At 60.7% G+C, this 23,363-nt stretch carries 25 protein-coding genes and 1 pseudogene; 11 read left to right on the top strand and 15 right to left on the bottom strand.

What is annotated here, in order from left to right; translation table 11 throughout:
* Nucleotides 1–11 precede the first annotated feature (11 nt).
* The gene (locus tag AC07SZ_RS34105; RefSeq protein ID WP_244494052.1) at nt 12–314 is read right to left on the bottom strand and encodes an FMN-binding protein; all 303 of its coding nucleotides are present in this window, start codon (nt 312–314) and stop codon (nt 12–14) included.
* A gap of 750 nt (nt 315–1,064) precedes the next feature.
* Here AC07SZ_RS34105 and AC07SZ_RS34110 point away from each other — a divergent pair.
* Nucleotides 1,065–1,455: pseudogene (locus tag AC07SZ_RS34110) on the top strand (VIT1/CCC1 transporter family protein); the annotation flags it as partial.
* A 110-nt stretch (nt 1,456–1,565) separates the two neighbouring features.
* On the top strand, nt 1,566–1,781 hold the full coding sequence (locus tag AC07SZ_RS34115; protein ID WP_056570645.1) for a DUF1858 domain-containing protein: 216 nt from the start codon (nt 1,566–1,568) through the stop codon (nt 1,779–1,781).
* A gap of 3 nt (nt 1,782–1,784) precedes the next feature.
* On the opposite strand, the gene AC07SZ_RS34120 is transcribed toward AC07SZ_RS34115, so the two are convergent.
* Complete coding sequence (locus AC07SZ_RS34120) at nt 1,785–2,486, bottom strand: Crp/Fnr family transcriptional regulator (protein WP_494917735.1); 702 nt, start codon at nt 2,484–2,486, stop codon at nt 1,785–1,787.
* Nucleotides 2,487–2,632: 146 nt separating this feature from the next.
* Here AC07SZ_RS34120 and AC07SZ_RS34125 point away from each other — a divergent pair, with 146 nt between their 5' ends.
* Both AC07SZ_RS34125 and AC07SZ_RS34130 read left to right on the top strand, forming a co-directional pair.
* A complete protein-coding gene (locus tag AC07SZ_RS34125; protein ID WP_056570649.1) occupies nt 2,633–3,070 on the top strand; it encodes a pseudoazurin in 438 nt (145 codons plus the stop codon).
* A 97-nt stretch (nt 3,071–3,167) separates the two neighbouring features.
* Nucleotides 3,168–4,343 carry an NnrS family protein gene (locus tag AC07SZ_RS34130; RefSeq protein ID WP_494917736.1) on the top strand — a complete coding sequence of 392 codons (1,176 nt, stop codon included), beginning with the start codon at nt 3,168–3,170 and terminating at the stop codon, nt 4,341–4,343.
* Between the two features lie 55 nt (nt 4,344–4,398).
* Here the strand turns inward: AC07SZ_RS34130 and AC07SZ_RS34135 are convergent, their stop codons facing one another.
* The 11 genes from AC07SZ_RS34135 to ccoN all read right to left on the bottom strand — a co-directional run bounded on the left by AC07SZ_RS34135 (nt 4,399) and on the right by ccoN (nt 14,715).
* Nucleotides 4,399–5,268: an SUMF1/EgtB/PvdO family nonheme iron enzyme gene (locus tag AC07SZ_RS34135; protein WP_494917737.1), complete on the bottom strand. Its 870-nt coding sequence runs from the start codon at nt 5,266–5,268 to the stop codon at nt 4,399–4,401.
* Nucleotides 5,269–5,321: 53 nt separating this feature from the next.
* The gene (nirK, locus tag AC07SZ_RS34140) at nt 5,322–6,428 is read right to left on the bottom strand and encodes a copper-containing nitrite reductase (RefSeq protein ID WP_494917738.1); all 1,107 of its coding nucleotides are present in this window, start codon (nt 6,426–6,428) and stop codon (nt 5,322–5,324) included.
* A 42-nt stretch (nt 6,429–6,470) separates the two neighbouring features.
* Nucleotides 6,471–6,638, bottom strand: a complete 168-nt coding sequence (locus tag AC07SZ_RS34145) for a hypothetical protein (RefSeq protein ID WP_494917739.1) — start codon at nt 6,636–6,638, stop codon at nt 6,471–6,473.
* Nucleotides 6,628–6,783, bottom strand: a complete 156-nt coding sequence (gene ccoS / locus AC07SZ_RS34150; RefSeq protein ID WP_056570657.1) for a cbb3-type cytochrome oxidase assembly protein CcoS — start codon at nt 6,781–6,783, stop codon at nt 6,628–6,630. The genes AC07SZ_RS34145 and ccoS overlap by 11 nt, the downstream gene beginning before the upstream one ends.
* Entirely contained in the window at nt 6,780–9,068 is a 2,289-nt protein-coding gene (locus tag AC07SZ_RS34155) for a cation-translocating P-type ATPase (protein ID WP_494917740.1), read from the bottom strand. Before AC07SZ_RS34155 ends, ccoS begins: the two co-directional genes overlap by 4 nt.
* Complete coding sequence (locus AC07SZ_RS34160; protein WP_494917741.1) at nt 9,065–9,562, bottom strand: FixH family protein; 498 nt, start codon at nt 9,560–9,562, stop codon at nt 9,065–9,067. The genes AC07SZ_RS34155 and AC07SZ_RS34160 overlap by 4 nt, the downstream gene beginning before the upstream one ends.
* Nucleotides 9,559–11,118 carry a cytochrome c oxidase accessory protein CcoG gene (ccoG, locus tag AC07SZ_RS34165; RefSeq protein ID WP_494917742.1) on the bottom strand — a complete coding sequence of 520 codons (1,560 nt, stop codon included), beginning with the start codon at nt 11,116–11,118 and terminating at the stop codon, nt 9,559–9,561. The genes AC07SZ_RS34160 and ccoG overlap by 4 nt, the downstream gene beginning before the upstream one ends.
* Before the next feature lie 215 nt (nt 11,119–11,333).
* A complete protein-coding gene (gene ccoP / locus AC07SZ_RS34170) occupies nt 11,334–12,197 on the bottom strand; it encodes a cytochrome-c oxidase, cbb3-type subunit III (protein WP_172372549.1) in 864 nt (287 codons plus the stop codon).
* A gap of 2 nt (nt 12,198–12,199) precedes the next feature.
* Complete coding sequence (locus AC07SZ_RS34175) at nt 12,200–12,349, bottom strand: CcoQ/FixQ family Cbb3-type cytochrome c oxidase assembly chaperone (protein ID WP_056570667.1); 150 nt, start codon at nt 12,347–12,349, stop codon at nt 12,200–12,202.
* A 12-nt stretch (nt 12,350–12,361) separates the two neighbouring features.
* Nucleotides 12,362–13,093, bottom strand: a complete 732-nt coding sequence (ccoO, locus tag AC07SZ_RS34180; RefSeq protein ID WP_494917743.1) for a cytochrome-c oxidase, cbb3-type subunit II — start codon at nt 13,091–13,093, stop codon at nt 12,362–12,364.
* Between the two features lie 11 nt (nt 13,094–13,104).
* Complete coding sequence (ccoN, locus tag AC07SZ_RS34185; RefSeq protein ID WP_056570671.1) at nt 13,105–14,715, bottom strand: cytochrome-c oxidase, cbb3-type subunit I; 1,611 nt, start codon at nt 14,713–14,715, stop codon at nt 13,105–13,107.
* Nucleotides 14,716–14,967: 252 nt separating this feature from the next.
* Here ccoN and AC07SZ_RS34190 point away from each other — a divergent pair, with 252 nt between their 5' ends.
* Nucleotides 14,968–15,378 (top strand): hemerythrin domain-containing protein, encoded by a 411-nt coding sequence (locus tag AC07SZ_RS34190; protein WP_056572006.1) that lies wholly within the window; start codon nt 14,968–14,970, stop codon nt 15,376–15,378.
* A gap of 2 nt (nt 15,379–15,380) precedes the next feature.
* Here the strand turns inward: AC07SZ_RS34190 and AC07SZ_RS34195 are convergent, their stop codons facing one another.
* Nucleotides 15,381–16,109, bottom strand: a complete 729-nt coding sequence (locus AC07SZ_RS34195) for a Crp/Fnr family transcriptional regulator (RefSeq protein ID WP_056572008.1) — start codon at nt 16,107–16,109, stop codon at nt 15,381–15,383.
* A 169-nt stretch (nt 16,110–16,278) separates the two neighbouring features.
* Between AC07SZ_RS34195 and hemN the strand changes: the two genes are divergently transcribed.
* The gene (gene hemN / locus AC07SZ_RS34200) at nt 16,279–17,628 is read left to right on the top strand and encodes an oxygen-independent coproporphyrinogen III oxidase (protein WP_494917744.1); all 1,350 of its coding nucleotides are present in this window, start codon (nt 16,279–16,281) and stop codon (nt 17,626–17,628) included.
* A gap of 12 nt (nt 17,629–17,640) precedes the next feature.
* Here hemN and AC07SZ_RS34205 read toward each other — a convergent pair whose 3' ends face one another.
* The gene (locus AC07SZ_RS34205) at nt 17,641–18,072 is read right to left on the bottom strand and encodes a potassium channel family protein (protein WP_056570675.1); all 432 of its coding nucleotides are present in this window, start codon (nt 18,070–18,072) and stop codon (nt 17,641–17,643) included.
* Nucleotides 18,073–18,376: 304 nt separating this feature from the next.
* On the opposite strand from AC07SZ_RS34205, the gene AC07SZ_RS34210 reads away from it, so the two are divergent.
* From AC07SZ_RS34210 to AC07SZ_RS34230, 5 genes are all read left to right on the top strand, one after another.
* On the top strand, nt 18,377–18,880 hold the full coding sequence (locus AC07SZ_RS34210; RefSeq protein WP_056570677.1) for a putative pterin-binding protein: 504 nt from the start codon (nt 18,377–18,379) through the stop codon (nt 18,878–18,880).
* Nucleotides 18,877–21,066: an ATP-binding protein gene (locus AC07SZ_RS34215; protein ID WP_056570680.1), complete on the top strand. Its 2,190-nt coding sequence runs from the start codon at nt 18,877–18,879 to the stop codon at nt 21,064–21,066. Before AC07SZ_RS34210 ends, AC07SZ_RS34215 begins: the two co-directional genes overlap by 4 nt.
* A gap of 3 nt (nt 21,067–21,069) precedes the next feature.
* Entirely contained in the window at nt 21,070–22,140 is a 1,071-nt protein-coding gene (locus AC07SZ_RS34220; protein ID WP_056570682.1) for an HD domain-containing phosphohydrolase, read from the top strand.
* 150 nt (nt 22,141–22,290) lie between these two features.
* Nucleotides 22,291–22,653: a DUF302 domain-containing protein gene (locus AC07SZ_RS34225; RefSeq protein ID WP_155772522.1), complete on the top strand. Its 363-nt coding sequence runs from the start codon at nt 22,291–22,293 to the stop codon at nt 22,651–22,653.
* Between the two features lie 269 nt (nt 22,654–22,922).
* Nucleotides 22,923–23,321: a hypothetical protein gene (locus AC07SZ_RS34230; protein ID WP_155772523.1), complete on the top strand. Its 399-nt coding sequence runs from the start codon at nt 22,923–22,925 to the stop codon at nt 23,319–23,321.
* Nucleotides 23,322–23,363 lie beyond the last annotated feature (42 nt).

A 23,363-nucleotide genomic window follows, 5' to 3' on the forward strand; every position in this document is an offset into this window, starting at 1 on the left:
CACGCATGGACCTAGGACGACGCTTTCTTCAGCGCGCCGCGCAGCGACTGGATGAAGGCCCTGCTGGTCAGCGTCGCGCCCGAGATAATGTCGACATCGGCACTCTGGGCGCTGATCGCTTCGTCGCGCAGCATGGGCAGCGCCTGCCTGTTGATGTTGACCGAGGTGCGGCGATCGGAAGGGTATTTCAGCACTTTCAGCGCCGTAAGCTGTCCGCCCTGTACGAGGGCCTGGATCTGGATGATGCCGTAGTAGGCATCTGCCGTGGGGCCGGTGTAGACGCCATCGGCATAGCCATGTGCGGCGAGCTTCATGCCCACCCGGACGACACGCGCTGGTGCATTCGGATATGCCGGCCTCGGCTGCGGGACTGGTATGTAGATGGCGGGCGTTACGGCGAATGAAGGCGTTGACGACGCAGGATCGGTGACAGCCGGCGCCACTGGCTGCGCCGGCGGCGCTGGCGACGGCTGTGGTGCCACTGGAACCACTGTCTGTTTGACTGGATCATTTGGCCGTTTGGCGGGCACGGCTATGCCAGCCGTCGTTTCGCGGGCAATCGGGAACCTTGTTCTGAGCCGGGGATCGAGGGGCGCCGGCGAGGTGCGGAGCACCGGCAAAGCCGCAGCGGATGCGGGCTCTTTCGGTTGCACGGAAGGCGCTTCGGCTGCATCGGCCGGCAGCGCTTCCCCAAGCATATCGTTTGCCGGATTCCTGCCGGCCTGATCCCAGACATAGGCGCCGGAGGCAGCGATCACGAAAAGCGATAGCGCAATCTGTTTCATCGAATTGTATTTCCACGTTGAAATCTCGCAAGGCGGTCCATCTGGTCCGCCTCGGAGGCAATATCCCACGACCAAGCTGACAACTGGCTGTCAGCCGAGCTCAAGCTGCGAGAAGCCGTGAAGCTTCAGGGTAGGCAGCAAATTGATTTGTCCTAAATCAGGAATCTCGCATAAGCCGCGAGGTAGGGAGGTGCTCCTAGCGAGGTAGCTGTCTATGACCGTTGCCAACGAGCATGCCGGCCATTCCAGCACCCGCATCCTGAAGCATTGGGCGTTCGCGTGAGCCGCCTGCATACGGAAAACCATCTCATATCCCGCATTGGCTGGCTGCGCGCCGCCGTACTCGGCGCCAATGACGGCATCGCCCACGCGCGCGACGAACTCGGCATGTCGGAGATGACGACGGCGCGGCCGATCCAGGCGGCTCTGGCCTCGGCGGCTGCATTTTCGGTTGGAGCGGCCATGCCATTGGCGATGGTGCTTGTTTCACCGGCCGCATGCTCGCCGCAACGGTGTCTGTCGCCTCGCTCCTGTTCCTGGCCGTGCTGGCGCCATTGGGGCCAAAGCCGGCGGCCCCAATGTGCTGAGGGCAACTGTTCGCGTCGCCTTCTGGTGCGCGCTGGCAATGGCGCTGGCCGCCGGTATCGGTGCCGTCGTTGGCACCGCCATCTGGCGGTCCCGAGATGGTTCAGAACCAATTCCTATGAAGTTGCGAAAGCGCAACGAGGGCGGTCCTAAGGAGATTTATGAAGGGGCTTCGCAAATCGCGGAGACGTCATCGTGAAGCAGCGCAGTTCAATCAACCCGGACATGGTCGTCGACGAAATCATGAGAAAATGGCCGGCAACGGTGGCTGTGGTGCTGAGACACAAGATGCTCTGCGTCGGCTGTCCGATCGGCACTTTCCATACAGTTACCGAGGCGTGCAGGGAACATCGGGTCGATGAGGGCGACTTTCTGATCGAACTCGAATTGACCATTCGAGGAGAACGATGACGGTCAGTCCTTGTCCCGGTTCTCGGCCAGAACCACGAGGCGATGCGCATCCTTGACGGTGACTTTCTGGCGCCCGCTGATGACTATTCCGTTCTCCTCCCACTTGCTGAGCAGCCGGCTGACGGTGTGCAGCGTCGTCCCCGTCATTTCGGCAATGTCCTGCCTCGATATCGGGAAATCGATCTCGAGGCCGCTGTCGGTCTTTCGGCCGGTCTGGTTTGCCAATCGCAACAAGGCATGCGCGACCCGCTGCTCCACCTGTTCCGTGGACATCTCCACCACGCGCGTCTGGGCCTCCTGCAGCCTGGTTCCCACCGTCCTGTAGGTGCTTGCCCCAAAGGCCGGGAATCGTCGCGCCAACTCCGGCCAATGAGCATTGGGCCAAGCCAGCACCACGCAATCCACCGCCGCGATGGCGCTGGCGGGGTAGGTCGTCCGCCCCAGCGCCGCGGCGACGCCAAAGATCTCGCCTTCGCTGATGTATCTGGCGATGACCTGCTGTCCGTCCGGCGTGGTGCGGATCACCCGTATGTGCCCGGCGATCAGAACGAAGAAGGAATGGGCCTCGGCCTCCTGCTCGAAGATCGCAGAGTCCTTGGCATAGCGGGACGACCGTGCGTTTCGCAGGATCTCGCTCTGCTCGTCGGGTGTCAGCCCCTGGAAGAGCGGCAGTCGAGAAATCAGCGATCGGTCCAGCGCAGCCAAGCGGATCCCTCACGGCCCCTTCCGCATCAATCGTGCGGCAGCCCTTTCTTATCCCGAGTTTGCGCCAGCGCAAATTGTTCCCAGTCGCATCAGGCTAAATGGCATGGAACGGCGCAATGCCGCGAAGACGAAACAAGGATAAACCGATGAAACTCTCCATCCTCGCCGCCGCAGTCTCCATCCTGGCGCTCGCCGGCGGCGCAAGCGCCGAAGAGCATGTGGTGCAAATGCTCAACAAGGGCGAAAAAGGTGCAATGGTTTTCCAGCCGGCCTTCGTCAAGGCCGCTCCTGGCGACACCGTGAAGTTCGTGCCGACCGACAAGACGCATAATGCCGAGTCGATCAAGGACATGATTCCGGACGGCGCTGAGCCTTTCAAGGGAAAGCCCAGTGAGGAAATCACCGTCACGCTGACGAAGGAGGGCGTCTACGGTGTGAAATGCGCGCCCCACTACGGCATGGGCATGGTCGCGCTGATCGTTGTCGGCAAGCCGGTCAATCTCGATACGGCCAAGGCGGTCAAGCATCCTGGCAAGGCAAAGACGGTGTTCGCCGACCTGTTCACCCAGGTTCCGGCCAACTGAAGCATCGTACAGCCTGCCTGCCATAAGTGAGGCGGGAAAGGGCCGGACGGACCGAGGGCGGCGGTTCATCCGGCCCTGTTCATTGGAGATACAGATCATGGGGACTCCACGCCTGCGGGCCTACACCGGACCCGCGGTTCTATCCTACGGGTTCAGGCCTTTCTTCTTCCTCGGTTCGCTGTATGCCGCGCTCTCCATTCTGCTCTGGCTACCGATGTATGCCGGCGCGCTCGATGGCCACAGTGCGTTTGTCCCGGTCGACTGGCACATCCACGAAATGTTGTTCGGCTATCTGCCGGCGATCATTACCGGGTTCCTGCTGACCGCCATTCCCAACTGGACCGGCCGGCTGCCCGTGCAAGGCCTGCCGCTGCTGGCGCTGGTTGTCCTGTGGCTTGCCGGCCGCGCCGCCGTCTTCTTCTCGGCGGATATCGGTTGGCAAACAGCCGCCGTGGTCGATGGCTCTTTTCTGCTGGCGGTCGCTGCGGCGGCGACACGCGAAATCGTCGCGGGGCGCAACTGGCGCAACCTCAAGGTGCTGCTGCCGCTTGCGGTCCTGGCTTGTGCCAACGGTGCGTTCCACATCGAAGCGCACCTTGAAGGCGCATCCGACATCAGCCGCCGGCTCGGCATGGCTGCTGCAATCATGCTCATCTCGCTGATCGGCGGGCGCATCATTCCGAGCTTCACACGCAACTGGCTCGTGCGCGAAAATCCTGGCAGGCTGCCGGCACCGTTCGACCGTTTTGACATCGCATCCATAGCCGTTTCAGCCGTTGCGCTAGGAACATGGACATTGGTCCCAGACAAGACCTCCTCAGCACTGCTTATCGCCGTCGCCGCCATTTGCCAGGCGTGGCGGCTATCACGCTGGGCTGGCGAGCGTACATTGCGGGATCCGCTGGTGCTTGTTCTGCATCTTGCCTATGCCTTCGTGCCGGTTGGGCTTGCCCTGATCTCGGCATCGATCTTGTTTCCCGATGCCGTGCCGGCGGCGGCGGGACTGCATGCGCTCGGAACAGGTGCGGTGGGCTCGATGACGCTTGCCGTGATGACCCGCGCGACGCTCGGGCATACCGGGCGAGAGCTCAAGGCTGGGAAAGGTGCCTCGTTCATCTTCGTGACCGTCCTGCTCGCGGGATCATTGAGAATCCTGGCCGCCTTCGTCCCTTCTGACGTGGCGATCGACATGGCTGGCACGGCATGGGTGGCGGCATTCGCCGGCTTCGTCCTCGTCCACGGACTCGCGTTGATGACGCCAAAGGCGCGGTGAGGCGGGAGAGCGGGCGGCCGTCGAAGACGCGACCGCAGGAGCCGCTTCCGATCTGTCAGGCAATGCCGAAGTAGCCGAGGATACGGTTCACCCATTCCGTATGGTCCCGCACCAGCCTGAAACCCAGATTGTCAGGAGGCGTGCCAACGGCACAGCCGCCGCTTTTGCCGTCGCTGACGAAGTTCGACATATAAGCTCTGTGGAGGCCTTCAAGAACGTGGACGCCGCAATTGTCGACCGAACTCGCAACACCGCCTCCTTGGTCGGCCAGCGTCGTGCGGACATAGCAGGTCGAAGTCCATTCCCAGACGTTGCCCGAAAAGTCGGCGAGGCCCAGGGAATTGAAGCCAAAAGAGCCGCGGCTCCTGGGTAACGGATCCGGTTTGCGATTGAGGTCGACCTCGGCCTGGTAGCCGGTGAGCCACCGCCTAGCGGGATTGTTGGCGTCGTTTTCGACGCCCTCGAATTCTCCTGCAAACCGCTCCGCCGCGGCAAAGGCCCACTCTTCGTCGGAAGGCAGCCGCCATTGGCTGCCGGTCACATCGGAATACCATTGGGCGTAGGCGACGGCGTCGAGATAACTCACCCCTGTCGCAGGTGCGTCACGCGGGATTGACCGGGTCTCCTGCGCCGGCCGACAGGCACCCGCCGACACACAATCCGTGTAGTCAGCGGCGCTGACTTGGTTGGCCATGATGTCGAGTGGGGCGCTGATTTGCCGATCAACCTTGGGATTGGCTTGCGGGTGTCCGTCCTTCAGGAACTCGCCCGGCATTGGGTACGTGATCGAGCCGCCAGGCAGGATAACCGTCATCGCAACGGCGTGGGACTGTCGATGACCACGGGCCGCCTGCATCGAGAGCCCCGCCGTCACAGCCGCGGTCACCATGGCGATCGGTACGAGCTTGAGCATGAGAGGGGACATGTCTTTTCTCCAAGCCCGGACAGCGTCACTGTCCGGGCAAATAGGAGTGACGTTCAGTTGGTGGCGATGGGTTTGGGCGCCTCGACCTGCGTCATCAGGTCGTCATTCCATTCGCCCTCGACCTTGAAGTGAGCGGTCGCCCCGAGTTCCACGGCCTCGATCAGATTGTGGTTGACGTATGCGTAAACCCCTGGCTGCAGGAAGGTGTAGAGCGCCGAACCCGCAGAACCGCCACGGATGAACCATGTCTCCAGATCCTTGGCCGGCGGATTGGCGAATTTGCCCTGTTCCCAGACATAATCGCCGTGGCCGCCGATCAGGTGCGGCCGGGTATCGCGGTTGGCCTGTGAGTGGACGATCAAGACGGTTTCTCCGACTTTCGCCGTCATGGCGTTGTCGCCGGTCAAGGAGCCGACCTTGCCGTTGAACACGACATGCGTCGGGATCAGTCCGCGCATCACCTTGACGATGTCATCGTAGCCGTCACCGGCCGATTCGTAGCTCTTGAAGTTGCCCTTCTCATCGCGCGGGATATAGAAGTCGCTCTCGCCGATATAGAAGATCTTGTCGTATTTTACCGGCTCGCCCTTGTCGTTCCTCAAGCCGTGGCGCGGCAGCACCATGATTGCGCCATTCATGCCGGAGACGACATGCCATGGGATCATCGGGCCACCTGGCGCGCAGTGATAGACAAATGTTCCGGTTCGCGTCGCCTTGAAGCGCAAGGTCACCTGTTCGCCCGGATTGATCAAGGTCAGCGCGCCGCCGCCCAGTGCGCCGGTGGCGGCATGGAAGTCGATGTTGTGGGCAAGTGAGTTGGTGTCCGGATTGATCAGCGTCAGCTCGAGATAATCGTCCTGATGCACCACCATCAGCGGCCCGGGGATCGACCCATCGTAGGTCATCGCATTGAGCTTTGTGCCGTCGGCATCGATGACGACAGGCTTTTCCTCGATCGTCATGGTGAACTCGACGATTTTCGGTCCGCCCTTGGCGACCTGCTCGTGCGGATGCACGAAAGGCGGCGCCACAAGCTTGATCTTCTCTCGGGCGAGACCCTGAATGTCTGCCTTTGTCACAGTTGCCGAAAATGCCGGCAGTGCTGCCACGGTGGCAGCGCCAATCGCTGCACCGAGCAGAGCTTCGCGTCGCGTGATCATGTCAGAGTCTCCTGTCTCTCAACCGTTGCGGATAAGCAGAACCTAGCTGACCTGACGCAGCGTTTCTTTGCGCTGGCGCAAATTGGTGGAGGTTAATCGCAGAAAGAACTGCTTCGGCATACGAGCAAGATTTGACATGTAAAAGTTTGGTGTTGCAGTTTTCTGCAAATGTGTGCTGTCACTGGCGGAGTTCTGAAGATCAGCGGCCAATTTTATCTTCTGGATCGATCAGAATCCGCTCGGCGGCCCCGTCGAGATCTTCATATTGGCCGCTTTTCAAAGCCCACAGGAAGCCCCCCAGGCCAAGCGCACCAAGAAAGAGAGCAGCGGGTATGAGGTAGGTGAGGGTGGTCATGCGGATGGGGCCAATTCATTTATTTCGGAACGTCCGTCGCGCCGAACACTCTTCGCCAGCGAATTTGGCATTGAACCTTGCAGTCGCAGCGCATTTCCGATCACAAGCAGCGAAGAAGCGGACATGGCGATCGCCGCGATAAGAGGTGTGACGTGTCCCAGGATGGCGATCGGCACGGCGACAGCGTTGTAGATGATCGCAATCGCGATGTTCTGGCGGATCAGGCCGCCCGCCTTGCGCGAGACGTCCAACGCGAGAGGCACGGCCAGAAGACTTTCGCGCAGGAAGACAAAGTCGGCTGCGTTGCGGCCAATGTCGGCGGCGGTGGCCGGCGCGATCGAGACATGCGCTGCGCGCAGCGCCGGCGTGTCGTTGAGGCCGTCGCCAACCATCAGAACCTTGCGCCCGTCCTTCTCCAGGGTCTCGATGCGCTCGACCTTGCCGGATGGCAGCAGGCAGGGAACGAAGTCATCGACACCCAGCCCTTTCGCAACCTCGGCGCAGGCTGCCGCGGTATCGCCCGACAGCATTTCCACCGACATCCCAGCATGCTTCAATTGATCGATGGCCGCACAAGCGTCGGCACGCAATGCATCCTCGAAAACGAAGGATGCGACAATCATCCCGTTTTTCGTCAGGACCGTTCCGCCGTAGCCATGTTTGCCTTCACCACCGGTTCGAGCCTTCCACCCAGCCCATCCGCGTCGACCCAGCCGCCAGGTGCTTCCGGTGTCAGTGGCTTCGATGCCAAATCCCGGGTGCTCGGTGACCGCATCGAATTTATGGTGCCCGCCAGGAGCGGCAAATCCGGCCACGGCCTTTGAAAATGGATGGCGCGAATGCGCGGCCATGTCTGCCGCGATTGCCAACATTGCGGGATCGATCGACAACGCGTTGACGAGCCGGGGCTGGCCGAGCGTGAGCGTTCCGGTCTTGTCGAACACCGCCGTGTCGATCGTTGCCAGGCGTTCCATCGCCGAGCCGTCCTTGACCATGATGCCGTTCTCGAACAGGCGCCGCGCGGCGACCACCTGGACGATCGGCACCGCAAGACCGAGCGCGCAGGGGCATGTGATGATGAGAACAGCGATGGCGATCGTCATCGCGCGGTGCCAGTCGCCGGTCGTCGCGATCCAGCCCAGGAACGTCACCAAGGCGGTGAGATGAACCACAGGCGCGTAGAGCGCCGAGACGCGATCGGCGATGCGGCGATAATGCGCACGACCGCCCTCGGCAGCCTCCATCAGCCGAACCATTTCGGCCAGGAACGAATCCTTTGCGGAGGCTGTCGCCTCGATCGTCAGCGGGCCGGTAAGGTTGAGCACGCCAGCCTGCACGGCTTCGCCTGACGCCACGTTTTTCGGCGTGCTCTCGCCTGAGGCCAGCGAACAGTCGAGATCCGACGCTCCCTGGATGATCTTGCCGTCAACCGGGATTCTTTCACCGGCTGCTATCAGCAGCTGCATCCCTGGTTCGATCTCGCCAACCGGCAAATAGTCCCGTGCGCCGTCTGCGCGCAGCACCATGGCGCCACGCGCGGCCAGCTGCGACAGGCTTTTCACCGCGGTGCGGGCACGCTCCCGCATCACGTGATCCAGCGTGCGGCCGATCAACAGGAAGAACAGCAACGACACCGATGCGTCGAAATAGGCTTGTTCGCCATGATTGATCGTTTCATAGAGGCTCATGGCATAAGCAAGCGACACCCCGACCGCGATCGGCACGTCCATGTTCATGCGGCCATGGCGCAATGCGTTCCAGGCTGAGCGGAAGAAGATGCCGCCGGCGAAGGCCAGTGCGGGAATGGCGATCAGCGCCGAGACCCAGTGAAACAGGTCGCGCGTCGCGCCATCCGCGCCGGACCAGACCGAGACAGAAAGCAGCATGATGTTGCCAGCCGCAAAGCCGGCAACAGCGACGGCGCGGATCAGCTCCGCAAGCGTCTTATCCTTCTCATCCACCTCAGGGGCGAACAAATGCGCCTCGTAGCCCAGCCTGCCAAGCGCGTCGACGAAGAGTGGCACTTGATCCCCACGCCACCGGATCGCGACGCGCTTTGTCGACAGGTTGACGCGCGCGCCTTCGACATTGTCCAGTTTTCCCAGCACCGTCTCGATCGTCTGGATGCAGGCCCCGCAATGAACACTCGGCACCGAAAGATCGGTCTGGCGAAGGTTGTCGCCAAGCGGCCGGCTCGCCAGCCTGATCTCCTGGCCGGATGGCAGAACCGATGTGGAGCTGCCCAGGTCCAGCGCCATTTCGGCGCCCGGCGCACAACAGCTCATTTCAGCGCTCCATGGGAAATCATGATCCTGCGGACCTCGCGATAGGGCGTCGCGAGACCTGCATCGGCGTCCACCTCGACGATCCAGACGCCGTCCTTCGGCGTATGCTGGGCGGCGAATTCCTGGCCCGTGGCGGGGGCGAGCGTGATAGCCTTGTCCTCTTTCTCGTAGGCCGGATGACGAAACAACACCTTGACGCCACGCAGGGTAACCGGCTTGCCGGCCGCATCGGTCAGGCTATAGCGAACCTCACCCCATGCGATGGTCAGGTTCCCGCTCCAGCCAAGGGCTGCCTGCGCGCGCCCTTCCTCGGCCTTTTTGTTGAATTGCTGGCTGGCCACGTAGGTGTTCTCAACGACAAGGCCGGTCCAGCTTGTGTTGGCGAGTGTCGCCATGGTCAGGTTGACCGCGATGACCACACCGAAAAAGGCAAGGATGATGGCCAGCATGTGCCTGCCGGTGAATTCGCGGGGCCTTTGCGCCTTGGCAGTCATCTGGCGATCTCCGGTGCGTTGAAGGTGGCCGTGTATTCGTCCGATTCGAAGCTCGCCTTGTCCTCGACCCGGAACGTGAAGGTCTGCGCTGTGCCCTGGATCTGGTCCGCTGGCTGCCGCACGAAGACCTTCAGCATTTTCAGGCGATCGGGCTCGACCGGAATGGCGAAGGAGCGGCTTGCCTTTAGGTCGTCGCCGACCACGCTCATTTCGGCCCCTTGCAAGCCTTGCATCGTGACGACGATCGTTCGTGGCTCAGGGATCATGTTGAGCAGCTTGACGGTGTAGCCGTTGCGGATCGAACCGTCGGACAGCGTGACGAATTGCGGATTTCGGTCATGCAGCACGTTCACCTCGAGCCGGTCACGCGTCAGCAGCGAATAGACCACGCCCAGGCCGATCAGCGACCACATACCCATGTAGACATAGGTGCGGGGCCGAAAGATCTTGCGGACATGGAAGTGAGCCACCTTGTCGGAGAACAGGCCATCAGCGGTCCTGACCAGCGACGGTTGGACTGAACTGGAGCCGCCGGCGGTCGCCAGCATCATGTTGGCGTTGTAGTCGGAGAGCGTCGCGTAGGAGATCAGTCCATGCTCCCTGCCCAGCTTTTCCATGACGCCGTCGCAGGCGTCGATGCAAAGCCCGCAGGTGATGCATTCAAGCTGTTGTCCGTCGCGGATGTCGATCCCCATCGGGCAGACCGCCACGCAGGCATTGCAGTCGACGCAATCGCCGACGGATTCCCCTGCTGCCAGAACCTTCTTGGCGTGACGCGAACGCGGTTCGCCGCGCCAGTCATTGTAGGTGACGGTGAGAGAATTTTCATCGAGCATGGCTGCCTGGATACGCGGCCATGGGCACATATAGGTGCAGACCTGCTCGCGCATCAGCCCGCCGAACGTATAGGTCGTCGCCGTCAGCACGGCGATGGTGATGTAGGCGATTGGCGCCGCGGTGCCGGTGAAGAGTTCGCCGACCAACGTCGGCGCATCGGCGAAATAGAAGATCCATGCGCCACCGGTCGCCGCGCCTATGACCAGCCAGATGGCGTGCTTTGATACACGCAGCACGAGCTTGCGGGGGCTCCAGGGTCCGGCGTCGAGTTTCATACGCGCGTTGCGGTCACCCTCGATGGCCCGCTCGACGACCAGAAACAGATCGACCCATACGGTCTGCGGGCAGCTATAGCCGCACCAGGCGCGTCCGACAGTCGACGTGATCAGGAAAAGACCGACGCCGGCCATGACCAGGAGGCCGGCCACATAATAGAATTCCTGCGGCCAGATCTCGATGAAGAAGAAGTAGAAGCGCCGGTTGGCGACATCGAGCAGCACCGCCTGATCAGGGGCAAATGGGCCTCGATCCCATCGCAACCACGGCGTCAGATAATAAATGCCGAGCGTTACCGCCATCACGATCCATTTGAACTGGCGAAAGCTGCCCGATGCCCGCTTCGGGAAGATTTTCTTGCGCGCGGCATACATTGGCTGGCGCACTTTGGCGGAGTTGACGGCCTCGGCTTCGAGCCGTTCTACCTGCGTATTGTCCAGCACTGTTGTCTCCCGTCGCGCAGCTTGTGATTTCGCAGGCAGTTGGCCTGATCGGTTTCAGACAAGCGCGCGAAATGCAGCGTTTGCCGGACTTTGCCACCGATAGGGTTGAGCCGCGTTGATGCAGGTCAATCGCCGCATGCCGCTAACAGATCGAGGCCCGGCATGGCCGGGCCTCGTCGCTTGCACGGAGAGGGCCAGAGAATAGACCCCCGTTGCTATTCTCCACCGCCAAGCGAATGCACGTAAACCGCCAGTTCCTTGACCTTGGTTTCGCCCAGGCGCGCGCCCCAGGCCGGCATCACGCCCTGCTTCGGTGCGCGAACCTGGTCGGCGATTGCCGTCTCTCCGGAGCCGTAAAGCCAGATCGCGTCGGTCAGATCAGGGGCGCCGAGTTCCTTGTTGCCTTTTGCGTTGTCTCCGTGACAGGCCACGCAATTCTCGGCAAAGACCTTGGAGCCCGGCGCGACGAGGCTTGCATCCACGACCTTTCCGGACAGGCTGGCGACATAGGCGCTGACCTGTGCGATCTGGTCGGCGGTTATGATGTCGCCGAAGGCCGGCATTTCAGACAGCCGCGTGTCCGGGTCGGATACGAAGCGGATGCCGTGCGTGATCGTCTGCTGGATCTGCTCCGCCTTGCCGCCCCACAGCCAATCATCATCGTTGAGGTTGGGAAAGCCCTTGGAGCCCTGAGCACCAGAGCCGTGGCACTGTGTGCAGTTGACCTTGAAGGCGGCGCCGCCGGCGGCGACGGCGAATTCGCGCAGCGCATCGTCTGCCGCAATCTCCGAGACGCTCTTGGACTCTACCGCCGAGAGATATTTGCCTTTCGCGACTTCTGCCGCGGCCAGTTCGTTCTTGACTTCATTGCGGCTAGAATAGCCGAGCACCCCCGTTGTCGCCGAGTGCAGCAGCGGCCATGCCGGATAGGCGATGGTGTAACCGATGGCCCAGACAATGGTGACGTAAAATGTGATCACCCACCAGCGAGGTAGCGGGTTGTTCAGTTCCCGGATGCCGTCCCATTCGTGGCCGGTGGTCGAGACGCCGGAGATTTCATCGATGTGCTCGTCGCTCATGATCACTCGTCCTCAAGGGGAATCCGGGCAGCTTCTTCTGCCAGCTTGCGGCTACCGGGGCGCAGGGCGAAGACAATTGCCCCAACAAAGAAAAGCGCCATCGCGACCAGGCCCCAGCTGTCAGCAAACTCCCGCATTAAATTGTAATCCATGGATAAAACTCCTCAGCGGTAGCCGGCGGCTTCGTCGTAGTTCTTGAAATCGACCAGAGTGCCCAGCATCTGCAGGTAGGCGACAAGGGCATCCATTTCGGTGACCTGCTGCGGGTTGCCGTCGAAGTCGCCGATCTTGGCTTTTGGATAGCGTTTCTCAAGGCCGGAGGTATCGGCGTTCGGATCGGCCTGCGCCATCAGATCGGCGTTGGCGTGCGCGATCATGTCGTCGTCGTAGGGGACACCGACACGCCGGTTGGCGACCAGATGCGTTGAGAAATCCTTCACTTCGATGGGCACGTCCTTCAGGAACGCATAGCTCGGCATGATCGATTCCGGCACCACGGAACGTGGATCGGAAAGATGCGCGACGTGCCATGCATTCGAATAGCGGTCACCGACCCGGGCGAGATCGGGTCCGGTACGCTTCGATCCCCACTGGAAGGGATGATCATACATCGACTCAGCAGCCAGGCTGTAGTGGCCGTAGCGCTCGACCTCGTCGCGGAACGGCCTGATCATCTGGCTATGGCAGAGGTAGCAGCCCTCGCGCACATAGATGTTGCGGCCGGCGAGTTCGAGCGGCGAGTAAGGCCGCATGCCTTCGACCTTCTCGATCGTGTTGTCGAGATAGAAGAGTGGTGCGATCTCGACGATGCCGCCGACCGTCACCACCAGAAGGGAACCAACGAGAAGAAGCGTGGCGTTCTTCTCGACGATCGCGTGTCTGTCCATCAAGCCCATTTTCTGGCTCCTTATTCGGCAGGCTGAGGGGCGGGAACGGAGCCCGGCATCGGTTGCTCCTCGCGCTGGTGGCCGAGGATCGTCATGGCGATGTTCCAGGCCATGATCAGGGTACCCGAGAGGTACATCGCCCCGCCGATAGCGCGCATCACATAATAGGGGTGCATGGCGGCGACGGTTTCGGCGAAGGAGTAGACCAGGAAGCCCTGCTCGTCGTACTCGCGCCACATCAGGCCCTGCATGATGCCCGACACCCACATGACGGCGGCGTAGACGACGATGCCGAGCGTCGCGAGCCAGAAGTGCCAGGTGACGAGCCTTAGTGAATAGAGCCGTTCACGGTTCCACAGCTTCGGCACCATGAAGTAAATTGCGCCGAACGAGATCATGCCGACCCAGCCGAGCGCACCGGAGTGCACGTGGCCAATGGTCCAGTCGGTATAGTGCGACAGCGAATTCACCGTCTTGATCGACATCATCGGCCCTTCGAAGGTCGACATGCCGTAGAAGGCGATGGCCATCACCATCATGCGGATGATCGGATCGGTGCGCAGCTTGTCCCAGGCACCGGACAGCGTCATCAAGCCATTGATCATGCCGCCCCATGATGGCATCCACAGCATGATCGAGAACACCATGCCAAGCGTTTGCGCCCAGTCTGGCAGGGCGGTGTAGTGGAGGTGATGCGGGCCTGCCCAGATGTAGAGGAAGATCAGCGCCCAGAAGTGAATGATGGAGAGGCGGTAGGAGTAGACCGGCCGGTTCGCCTGCTTGGGTACGAAGTAATACATCATGCCGAGGAAGCCGGCGGTGAGGAAGAAGCCGACCGCGTTGTGGCCGTACCACCATTGTATCAGGGCGTCCTGGACGCCGGAGAAGGCAGAATAGCTCTTCGAGCCGAGGAATGAGGCCGGCATCGACAGGTTGTTGACCACATGCAGCATCGCGACAGTGATGATGAAGGACAAATAGAACCAGTTGGCGACGTAGATGTGCGGTTCCTTGCGTTTCAGGATCGTGCCGAGGAACAGGATGAGATAGGCGACCCAGACGATGGTCAGCCAGATGTCGACATACCATTCAGGTTCGGCGTATTCGCGGCTCTCGGTGATGCCGAGCAGATAGCCAGTCGCCGCCATCACGATAAAGAGCTGGTAACCCCAGAACACGAACCAGGCGAGATCGCCACCGAAGAGGCGGGCGCGGCAGGTGCGTTGCACGACATACAATGATGTGCACAGCAGCGCGTTGCCGCCGAAGGCAAAGACGACGCCCGACGTATGCACCGGCCGCAAGCGGCCGAAGTTGAACCAAGGCTGTATGTTGAGATCGGGATATGCAAGCTGTAGCGCGATGACGACGCCGACCAGCATGCCGACGACACCCCAGAATATGGTGGCGATGGCCCCGTAGCGGATGGGACCATCCATGTAGGCTGACGGATCGACCGCGACTGCCGGCGCGAAACTCGTGTTGCGTAGAAGAATGGCGGTGAAACCCAGCAGCACGATGAGCAGCACCCACATATGCTGGCGAAAGGGCTCGTCCACCCCGAAGCCGGCAGCCACAAAAGCCGCAAAGGCGAACAGGCCCAAAACAAAGATGTGCGTGCCGAACTTCATGACATGTCCCCGACGTCGACTCCGATGCGCGGACGTCAATCCGCAGCAACAGCAATTCAGCAGGCGCCCCTTCGCCGCCTTGATCCATGTCAAAGCCACTTGCTTTTGGATTGGGCAGCTTCGGTCGCGCAAACGATCTGGAGGCTGCCGTTGAACTGGGAGAAGGAGCTGGAATCGTTGCTGTTCGAAACGAGCCGCGAAAATTCGATACGGGCAGCTCGATCCGGCAGGGAGGCAGTTCCGGCGGCGGTGATGAAACGTGCGCATCTGGAAAAGCTGCGGCTCTGCGAAGCCCTTGAGAGGATCGCAGACACCCTGCCCAGGGTCGATTGCCTCGCATGTCTGGCTACCGCAAATGCGATCGTTCCGCTGTTGCGGAACACGCATCGATACGAGGAGGCAATCATCTTTCCGGTCTACGAGGCTGCCGCGGCTGATAGCGACGCCAGCCTTGCTTCAATCCGGCGATTGCGCGCCGAACATGTCGAGGACGAATGCTTTGCCGGCGAGGTGACCGAAATCCTGCTGGCGATCGGCCATGGCGAAACGGTCGAGAATGCCGAGGCAATCGGCTTCATGTTGCGCGGCTTCTTTGAAAGTATGCGGCGGCATATCGCCTTTGAACGTGAGCACGTCTTGCCGATGATCGGGATAGTCGATTGATCCTAGACGCCGGAGCGTCGCTGCAACCGGGTCAAGTTGTCGACGGTGACTTCCCTGTTGTTCTCGATCCGAATCACGCCATCCGATCGCAGCCTGGTCAGCTGGCGGCTCACAGTCTCGATCGTCAGACCAAGGAAATCAGCGATGTCGGCGCGGATCAGCGGCAGGTCGAAACTTGTGGACTGGGCGGACGGGTCAAGCGCAGGGTCGATGTTCCTGGCGATCATCAGGAGAAAGCTCGCCACCTTTTCCGAAGCACTCTTGCGCCCGAGAGTCACCATCCAGTCGCGAGCTTCGTCGAGTTCGTTCAGGGTCTGCTTGAGCAGACGATGCTCCAGTTCCGGTGATTCCTTCATTATCCGTTCGATGGCGGCCTTGGGAAACGAACACACGGAAACGGCAGTGGCGGCTTCGGCGTTGATTGCGCTTTCCGCCTTGAAAGGCCGCCCCAGAAAATCAGGGGCGAACTGGAGGCCGACAATCTGCTGGCGCCCGTCTGAAAGGCTCTTGGTGAGTTTCACCACGCCGGAAAGCAAATTCGAATAGTTGTCGACAGTTTCGGCGTCGCCTATCAGTTCCACGCCTGGCTCGACGTTGTGCCTGGACGACGTCTTGGCAAGCCCAGCGAGCTGCTCCGCGTCGAGCGCACCGCAGACGCCGCGATGCCGCGCTTCGCAGGATTGGCAAAGCACGGGGATGCCGGAGCTGTGGATGTCCTGGCGCATTGTCATCATGATTGTCCAAGGAATCCTTGACTGCGGGCAAGATCGTATCGGCGACCAGAAATCCCTGCCCCAGTTTACGCACAGCGGCATTGACCGAAATCAAGGCGGCCGCAAGGGCCATTAGCCAGAACTCATTCCTGCAAGATTCAAGCTTGCCGGGATGATGGAAGGTAAAATGAAATCGGAACTGGCCGCCAGATTGGGTGAGAACGTCCCGCGCTACACAAGTTACCCGACCGCTCCGCATTTTCACCCGGGCGTGGATGCCGCCATCCAGCGGGGCTGGCTGGAAGCGATTGGAAGCGGTGACGAGATTTCGCTCTATCTGCATATCCCCTATTGCGACAGGCTCTGCTGGTTCTGCGCCTGCCATACCAAGCAGACACGCCATTACCAACCGGTGGCCATCTATCTTCGTTCGCTGCATGCCGAGATCGCAACGGTCGCCGGTCTCGTCGGCGGCAGGGGTCATGTCCGCGCCGTGCATTTTGGCGGCGGCTCGCCAACCATGCTCAAGCCGGAGGATCTGGTCGCGCTGGGAGCGGTTTTGCGCAAGAACTTCGAATTTCTCCCGGATGCCAGGATCAGCGTCGAGATCGATCCCAACGATATGGATGATGCGCGCCTCGACGCTCTTGCCGAGATCGGCATGACCCGGGCGAGTCTCGGCGTGCAGGATTTTGACCCGAAGGTGCAAAAGGCGATCAACCGCGAGCAGAGCTTTCTACAGACCAAGGCGGTTGTGGACGGGGTTCGCGCGCGGGGCGTCAGATCCGTCAATCTGGACCTGCTCTATGGCTTGCCACATCAAACCAGGGAGAGCGTCTCCTCTACGGTCGCGCAGGCGTTGACCCTGGAACCGGATCGGATGGCATTGTTTGGATACGCGCATGTGCCGTGGTTCAAGAAACATCAGACGATGATCGACGAGGCATGGTTGCCGGGCTCGGCAGAGCGGTTTGCCCAGTCGCAACTGGCCGCTTGTCTTATGCTGAACGCCGGATATGAAGCCGTAGGCTTCGACCATTTCGCCAAGCCCAACGATTCATTGGCCGTGGCGGCCCGAACCGGCTGCTTGCGCCGCAATTTCCAAGGCTACACCGAGGATCGCTGTGAAACACTGGTCGGTCTCGGCCCATCGTCCATCAGTCAATTTCGCCAAGGCCATACCCAAAACATGCCGTCGACCGCGGAATATGGACGCATGGTCTCGGACGGTGGGCTGGCGGCTGTCCGGGGTATCGCGCTTACCGAAGACGACCGCGTTCGCGGCTGGATCATCGAGAAGTTGATGTGCGACTTCGCCTTCTCGGCGATCGAATTGGTGGAGCGCTTTGGCGAAGCAGGCCAAAGACTTCTGCTCACGGCGAGCTCCACCGCGCTTCGTGACCCCGAGGGCTTGCTGGAACTTGATAGTGACAGCTTCGTCGTGCCGGCGGAAAACCGCCCCTTTGTGAGAAGCGTCGCGGCGAAATTCGACAAATATCTCGAGACCGGCAAGGCCAGGCATTCTGTGGCGGTCTGAGTGTCTAGATGGTCAGAAATGTTCCCCGGCCTTGAATGGGCCGATACGGGTGCCGGCCGCGATCAGGTAAGCAGTCGACCATCCGATGAGCAGGAATCCGTTCACGCCTTCGAGCGCTGCCAGGACGCGCCATGCATGGGCGGGCACGACATCCCCATAGCCGACCGTCGAAAACGTAATGGTCGAGAAGTAGAGCGCGGTTTCGAAGTCGTCGAAAATCTCCAGCAACCTGTATAGGCCTGCCCAGAGCCAGACCTCGGCGGTCATGACGGCGAAGAGGCCCATTACCACGCTGATCATTGCGACAATGCGGCTACGGCGGCCATGCATCCGGAAATGCGCAACCATATGGGTCATCGCATGGGTGACTGCGATGAGACCAAAGGTGTGAACAAGGACCGTCAGACTAATGGCGATTGTGCCGACAAGAAGGTTCGCGAGCATGCCCGAAGCTTAGCGTCGCGACCGCGGCTTGCGTTGCGCGAAATCAATCCAGACAGGTTTGCACGGCTGGTGGCAACAATTTGACAATATGCACAATCCCTCAAATAGCTTTTACCAAATTGAAATCTGTCATCGGTAAGACCAAGCAGTTACCTCGGACGATCGCCACAAGGCGAAGGCATGATGCCGCCCGTCCGTGCCGGTTTGAGGCCGGCGGTTGCGATTTCCTTGCACAATAGCGACGCCACAGTCGCATCCCCGTGCCTGCCGCCGCGACCAGCGCCGGCTACAGAAAGACCATTCGATGAAATTCCTGATTGCGGCTGCGCTGCTTGGCGCCCTGTCGGTGTCCAGTGCGATGTGTGCGTCCCTGGAGGCGCCGAAGGGCGCGGTCATTCTTACGATTACCGGCGATATACAAAACACCAACGCAGCAAATACGGCGACCTTCGACCTGGCGATGCTACAGGCGCTCGCCGGCCGGCAGGCGATCATGGACACCCCCTGGACGGACGGCGCCACCGAGTTCGACGGGCCCTACCTGCAATCGGTTCTCCAAGCCGTTGGTGCTCACGGCAAAATACTGAGGATCAAGGCCCTCAACGACTATTCGGCCGACGTGCCGATGGCGGATGCCACCGACTACGAGACCATTCTTGCCCTGAAGATGAACGGCAAGTCGATGTCGGTTCGCGACAAGGGACCACTCTTCATGATCTATCCATTCGACAAGAACCACGAACTTTACAACGAGAAATACTTCTCGCGCTCGGTTTGGCAGATCAAGGAAATCGAGGTCGTCGATTGAAGCCCGAACTGATCGAGAGCCGCGAGGCGGTTCGCACGGCGGGCAAGGCGACCCGCTATCTGATCGTGGTCTCGGTCGGGCTCATGGTTGCGCTGGCGGGTGCCTTCGCTCACCTGGCGGCCAGGCAGAACACATTGCAGGATGGCATTCGTGAAGACGCCTTATGGGCCGTCTACCAGCTCGACCGTGAAAGCCGAACACTCGCGCAGGCGACGGAGAAGCTGGCTGGCAAGAGCAGCGTCGGCGCCGATGAGGTCCGGGCGCTCACCCTGCGCTATGACATCCTCTATTCGCGGCTCTCGATCCTGGACAACGCCAAATATGCTTCGTTCTTTGAAGCCAGTGAGACCTTTCGCGGCGTGCGCAGCCAAGTGCGCGACATCGTCGTTGGCCTTGAGCCGGTCTTCGACCGCATCGCCGCTGACGAGATGGTTGATCCTACCACTCTGGTCAGCGCCTCGGAAACGCTTGGCGGTCTGCTGAAAATCACCGAGTCGCTGCTCAGCTACACCAACGCCTCGGTTTCGGCCGCACGCGCCGACGCACGCGACGAGGTCATGCGGCTGCAGCAGCTTTCCGCGACCGTCGTCATGGCGCTTGGCTGCTCGATTGCCCTCTTGATCCTCAACCTCATGCGGCAACTGCGTATCGTCCAGTTGACAAGCCGACAACTCGAGACCACGGCCCACGAACTGTCGACTGCCTATCGCGCGGCAGAGATCGGCAACCGCGCCAAATCAGAATTCATGGCCACTATCGGGCATGAAATTCGCACGCCGCTGAACGCCATCCTTGGCATGTCTGAACTGCTGTCCCGTTCTCAACTTGCCGCTCGAGACCGCGAGAGCGTCCGCATCATCAACACTTCGGGCGAGGCGTTGCTGGAAGTCATCAACGAGATACTCGACTTCGCCAAGATCGAGCACGGCGACCTCGCTGCCGAGACGGTTCCCTTCGATGTCCCTGCAATGCTGCGGGACGTAGCCAACGTCATGGAGGGCAGGGCGGCGGAGCAGCGCGACCGTATAGAGATATCGAATGACTGCATGGCCCAGTCAGGATGGTATGTCGGTGACCCGACGCGCCTGCGGCGCGTGCTGCTCAACCTGTTGAGCAACGCCGTCAAATTCACCGAGAATGGGCTGATACGGCTCAGCGTGGCCGAGAGCGGAGACGGGACATGGTTGCGCTTCCAGGTGTCGGATACGGGCATTGGCATTCCGCTGGAATCACGCCATCGCCTGTTCATGCCCTTCAGCCAGGTCGATGGCACGATCAGCCGGCGCTTCGGCGGCACCGGCCTCGGCCTCGCCATCTGCAAGAAGGTGGTCGAGGGGCTCGGCGGCACGATCGGTGTCGACAGCGCCGCGGGGGTCGGATCCTGCTTCTGGTTCGAGGTGCCGGCTCAGCGCAGCGATCCACCGGTTGTCCCGAAAACACAGGCTGTTGTGCTGCCATCGTTTGACATCCTGGTGGTTGAGGACAATCCGATAAACCGCGAGGTGGCACAGCAATTCCTCGAACTGTTGGGGCAACGTGTCACCTTCGCCGCGGATGGCCGTGACGGGGTGCGGCTTGCATCCGAAGGCAGCTTCAGCCTGATCCTGATGGACATGCAGATGCCCATCATGGATGGCATCGAAGCCACCCGGGCCATCAGGGCGGCGGGCAACCGCGTCCCTATCATAGCCATGACCGCGAATGCGTCCGATGTAGACCGCCGGCGTTGCATCGATGCCGGCATGAACGGGTTTGAGGCCAAGCCGGTCACGATGGCAAGGCTCGAGCATTTGCTGGACGGACTTGCTGAATCCGCCGACAAAACGGAATCCCTCTCGATCCGTCCACGCGGTGGAGACCCCCAGGACGGCGCCATTCCCGCAGATCTGCGAGCCAAGGAACTGATCGAACTCCTTGGAAAGGACGCGTTCCATCGCCTGCTGGATTCGTTCTTGGAGGACTCCGCCGCCCTGCTGTCCGATCTGCATCGCGCAATGTCGACCAGCGACCGGACGCTCGCCGACCGGACTCTCCATTCGCTGAAGGGCGCCGCCGCCAACATCGGCCTGACGTCCCTTGCGGCGATGGCTGAGGCGGGACGCCAATACCCACTCGACCTCGAATTGACCAATGATATCGAGCGAGAAATGGTGCGTATCGCGGACAGCGAGAGAAGGGCGGCGTAAGCCATGGACGAAGCCACCAAGATATTGATTGTCGAGGACAACCGGACAAACCGGATGCTGATGCAGATGCTGGTCGGGCAAATCCCAAATTGTGTGGCCATTAGCTATCCGACGCCGGCTGACGCGTTGCGCGACCTACCCGCGATTACCTTCGATCTCGGCATCGTCGACTTCCAGATGCCAGGTATGAATGGCATCGAACTCATCAAGTGCATTCGGCGCGACCGGCGGTTTGCCGATACGCCATTCGTCATGGTGACGGCCGATGGTGATGCCGGCACGCGCATCGACGCCATTCATGCCGGCGCCATCGAATTTCTACACAAGCCCGTCGAGCCGGTGGAGTTCAAGGCTCGTATGAGAAACCTGGCCCGGTTGTGTGAAGCGCAAAGAGACCTCGTTCATCGAGCGGAGTGGCTGAAGGTTGAAGTGGACAAGGCCACGCAGGAGTTGCGCGAGCGCGAGGAAGAGATCATCCGGCGCCTGACGCTCGCCGCCGGTTACAAAGACCGGGAAACCGCAATGCATACGATCAGGATGGCGCACTACAGTTCGGTCCTGGCCCGGCATCTCGGCTTCTCCGCCGACCAATGCCGCGACATCCTGCTTGCGGCGCCGATGCACGACATCGGCAAGGTCGGCATTTCCGATTCCATCCTGCTCAAGCAGGAACAGCTCAGTGCCGCTGAAAAACTGCGAATGAACGAGCACGCGCGGATCGGTGGCGCTATCCTTGCAGGATCGACATGCGCACTGCTTCAACTCGCCGCGAAAATTGCTGAAACCCATCACGAGCGTTGGGACGGCACAGGATATCCAAACGGATTGAGTGGCGAGTCCATTCCGCTGGTCGGACGCATTGCCGCCGTGGCCGATGTTTTCGATGCCCTTACCTCTGACCGGACCTACAAGGAGGCTTGGCCTATCGATCGTGCGTTTGCCTATATCAAGGAGCAATCCGGAACTCAGTTCGACCCGGAATGCGTCCGGGCGCTGCAGGCCGCATCCGAGGAGTTCCTTGACGTGAAGGCGGCATATCCTGACGATCCGGCCGAGAGGCGTTACGTGGCTTGAGCCCAAAGCTTATACGCTCAGGCGCTTGTCAACGCTTAGTCTCCTTGCGTCTCACTCCGGCAGGAGAGGTCTGACGATTGCGCCAGATCAATGCTGAACCAGTCGCTTGCGTGCGAAATCGGCCAAACGGGCACGGGAGCGCACCAACTTATGTCCAACGGCATCAGCAAGATGATACGCATGTCGCTTGCCAAAGCCGTCCCTTATGTCAGCGAAAAATTGGCCAGTCACGGTTTCAAAGTGGTTCAGTCCGTTGGAATGAGGAGTCAGAAACGTGCCCGGGACGGCTCCAGAACGGGCGGCTTTCGGGTGCTTGGTGTGTCCAATCCCGATGTCATATTCAAGGCTAGAAATGGAGTAGCTACCGCTGTCTGGTGCAACGTGCTGCTGACAGAAAATGGTGACAACGCGGTCAAGGTCCTTGCGGTAGATCCGTTGCCCTCAGTGGCAGCTTCGGATCCTTCAGCGATGAATGTCCGTGTTGCGCTTTCGAGGGCGATCCACAGTCTTTGAGCTGCATTTGCGATCGGCGTACCTAACTGCCGATAAGCGCCTCGTCCCGCCAGTTCCCGGGTGCATTCTCAGGCAATCCGGCCCGTCGCTCTCCGATCCCAATCAAATCGGGCGACGGGCCGTTTGCGTTCCATAAGTTGGTGTCGTTCCCTTGAGGACGCGGATGAACTTACCTTCGGTTTCGGCCCGTTTGCCAATGATTTTGATCTAGAGCAATGCAGCTTCGGCTTGCCGGCCGTAGGAACCAGTTCGACCGTGGAGACTTCGATATGACTTTCCACCCAACAACCAGACGCGCTGTGCTCGGTACCGTCGTCTCCATTCCAACCATTGGCGCGCCCGCGGTGGAATGGCCTTCTGCTGCAAACTTGAACGAAAGCCCGATCCTGGCGGGCTTTCGTCGTTGGGAGGCGCTAAGGGAATCGATCTGCTTTGACATTTGCGACAACGATCTGGATCGGCTTTACGCCGACATGGCCGACATCGTGGAAACCATGCTCGCAACTCCGGCCAAAACCATCCCCGAGTTCGCTGCGCAGTTCATGGTCGTTTTTAGCGGTGACGAAATTGCATACCCTCAGGCTGCCCGCGACCTCCACGCTCACTCGCAAACCCTTGTCGGTATGGCGCAGAGGGCTCGTGCCGGGTCAATTCTCGGTGGCGACTGACACCCATTGACGCGGGACCATGCGGATATGGGAAGAATTCCG

The sequence above is a fragment of the Mesorhizobium sp. GW821-FHT07A06 genome (assembly GCF_059419085.1).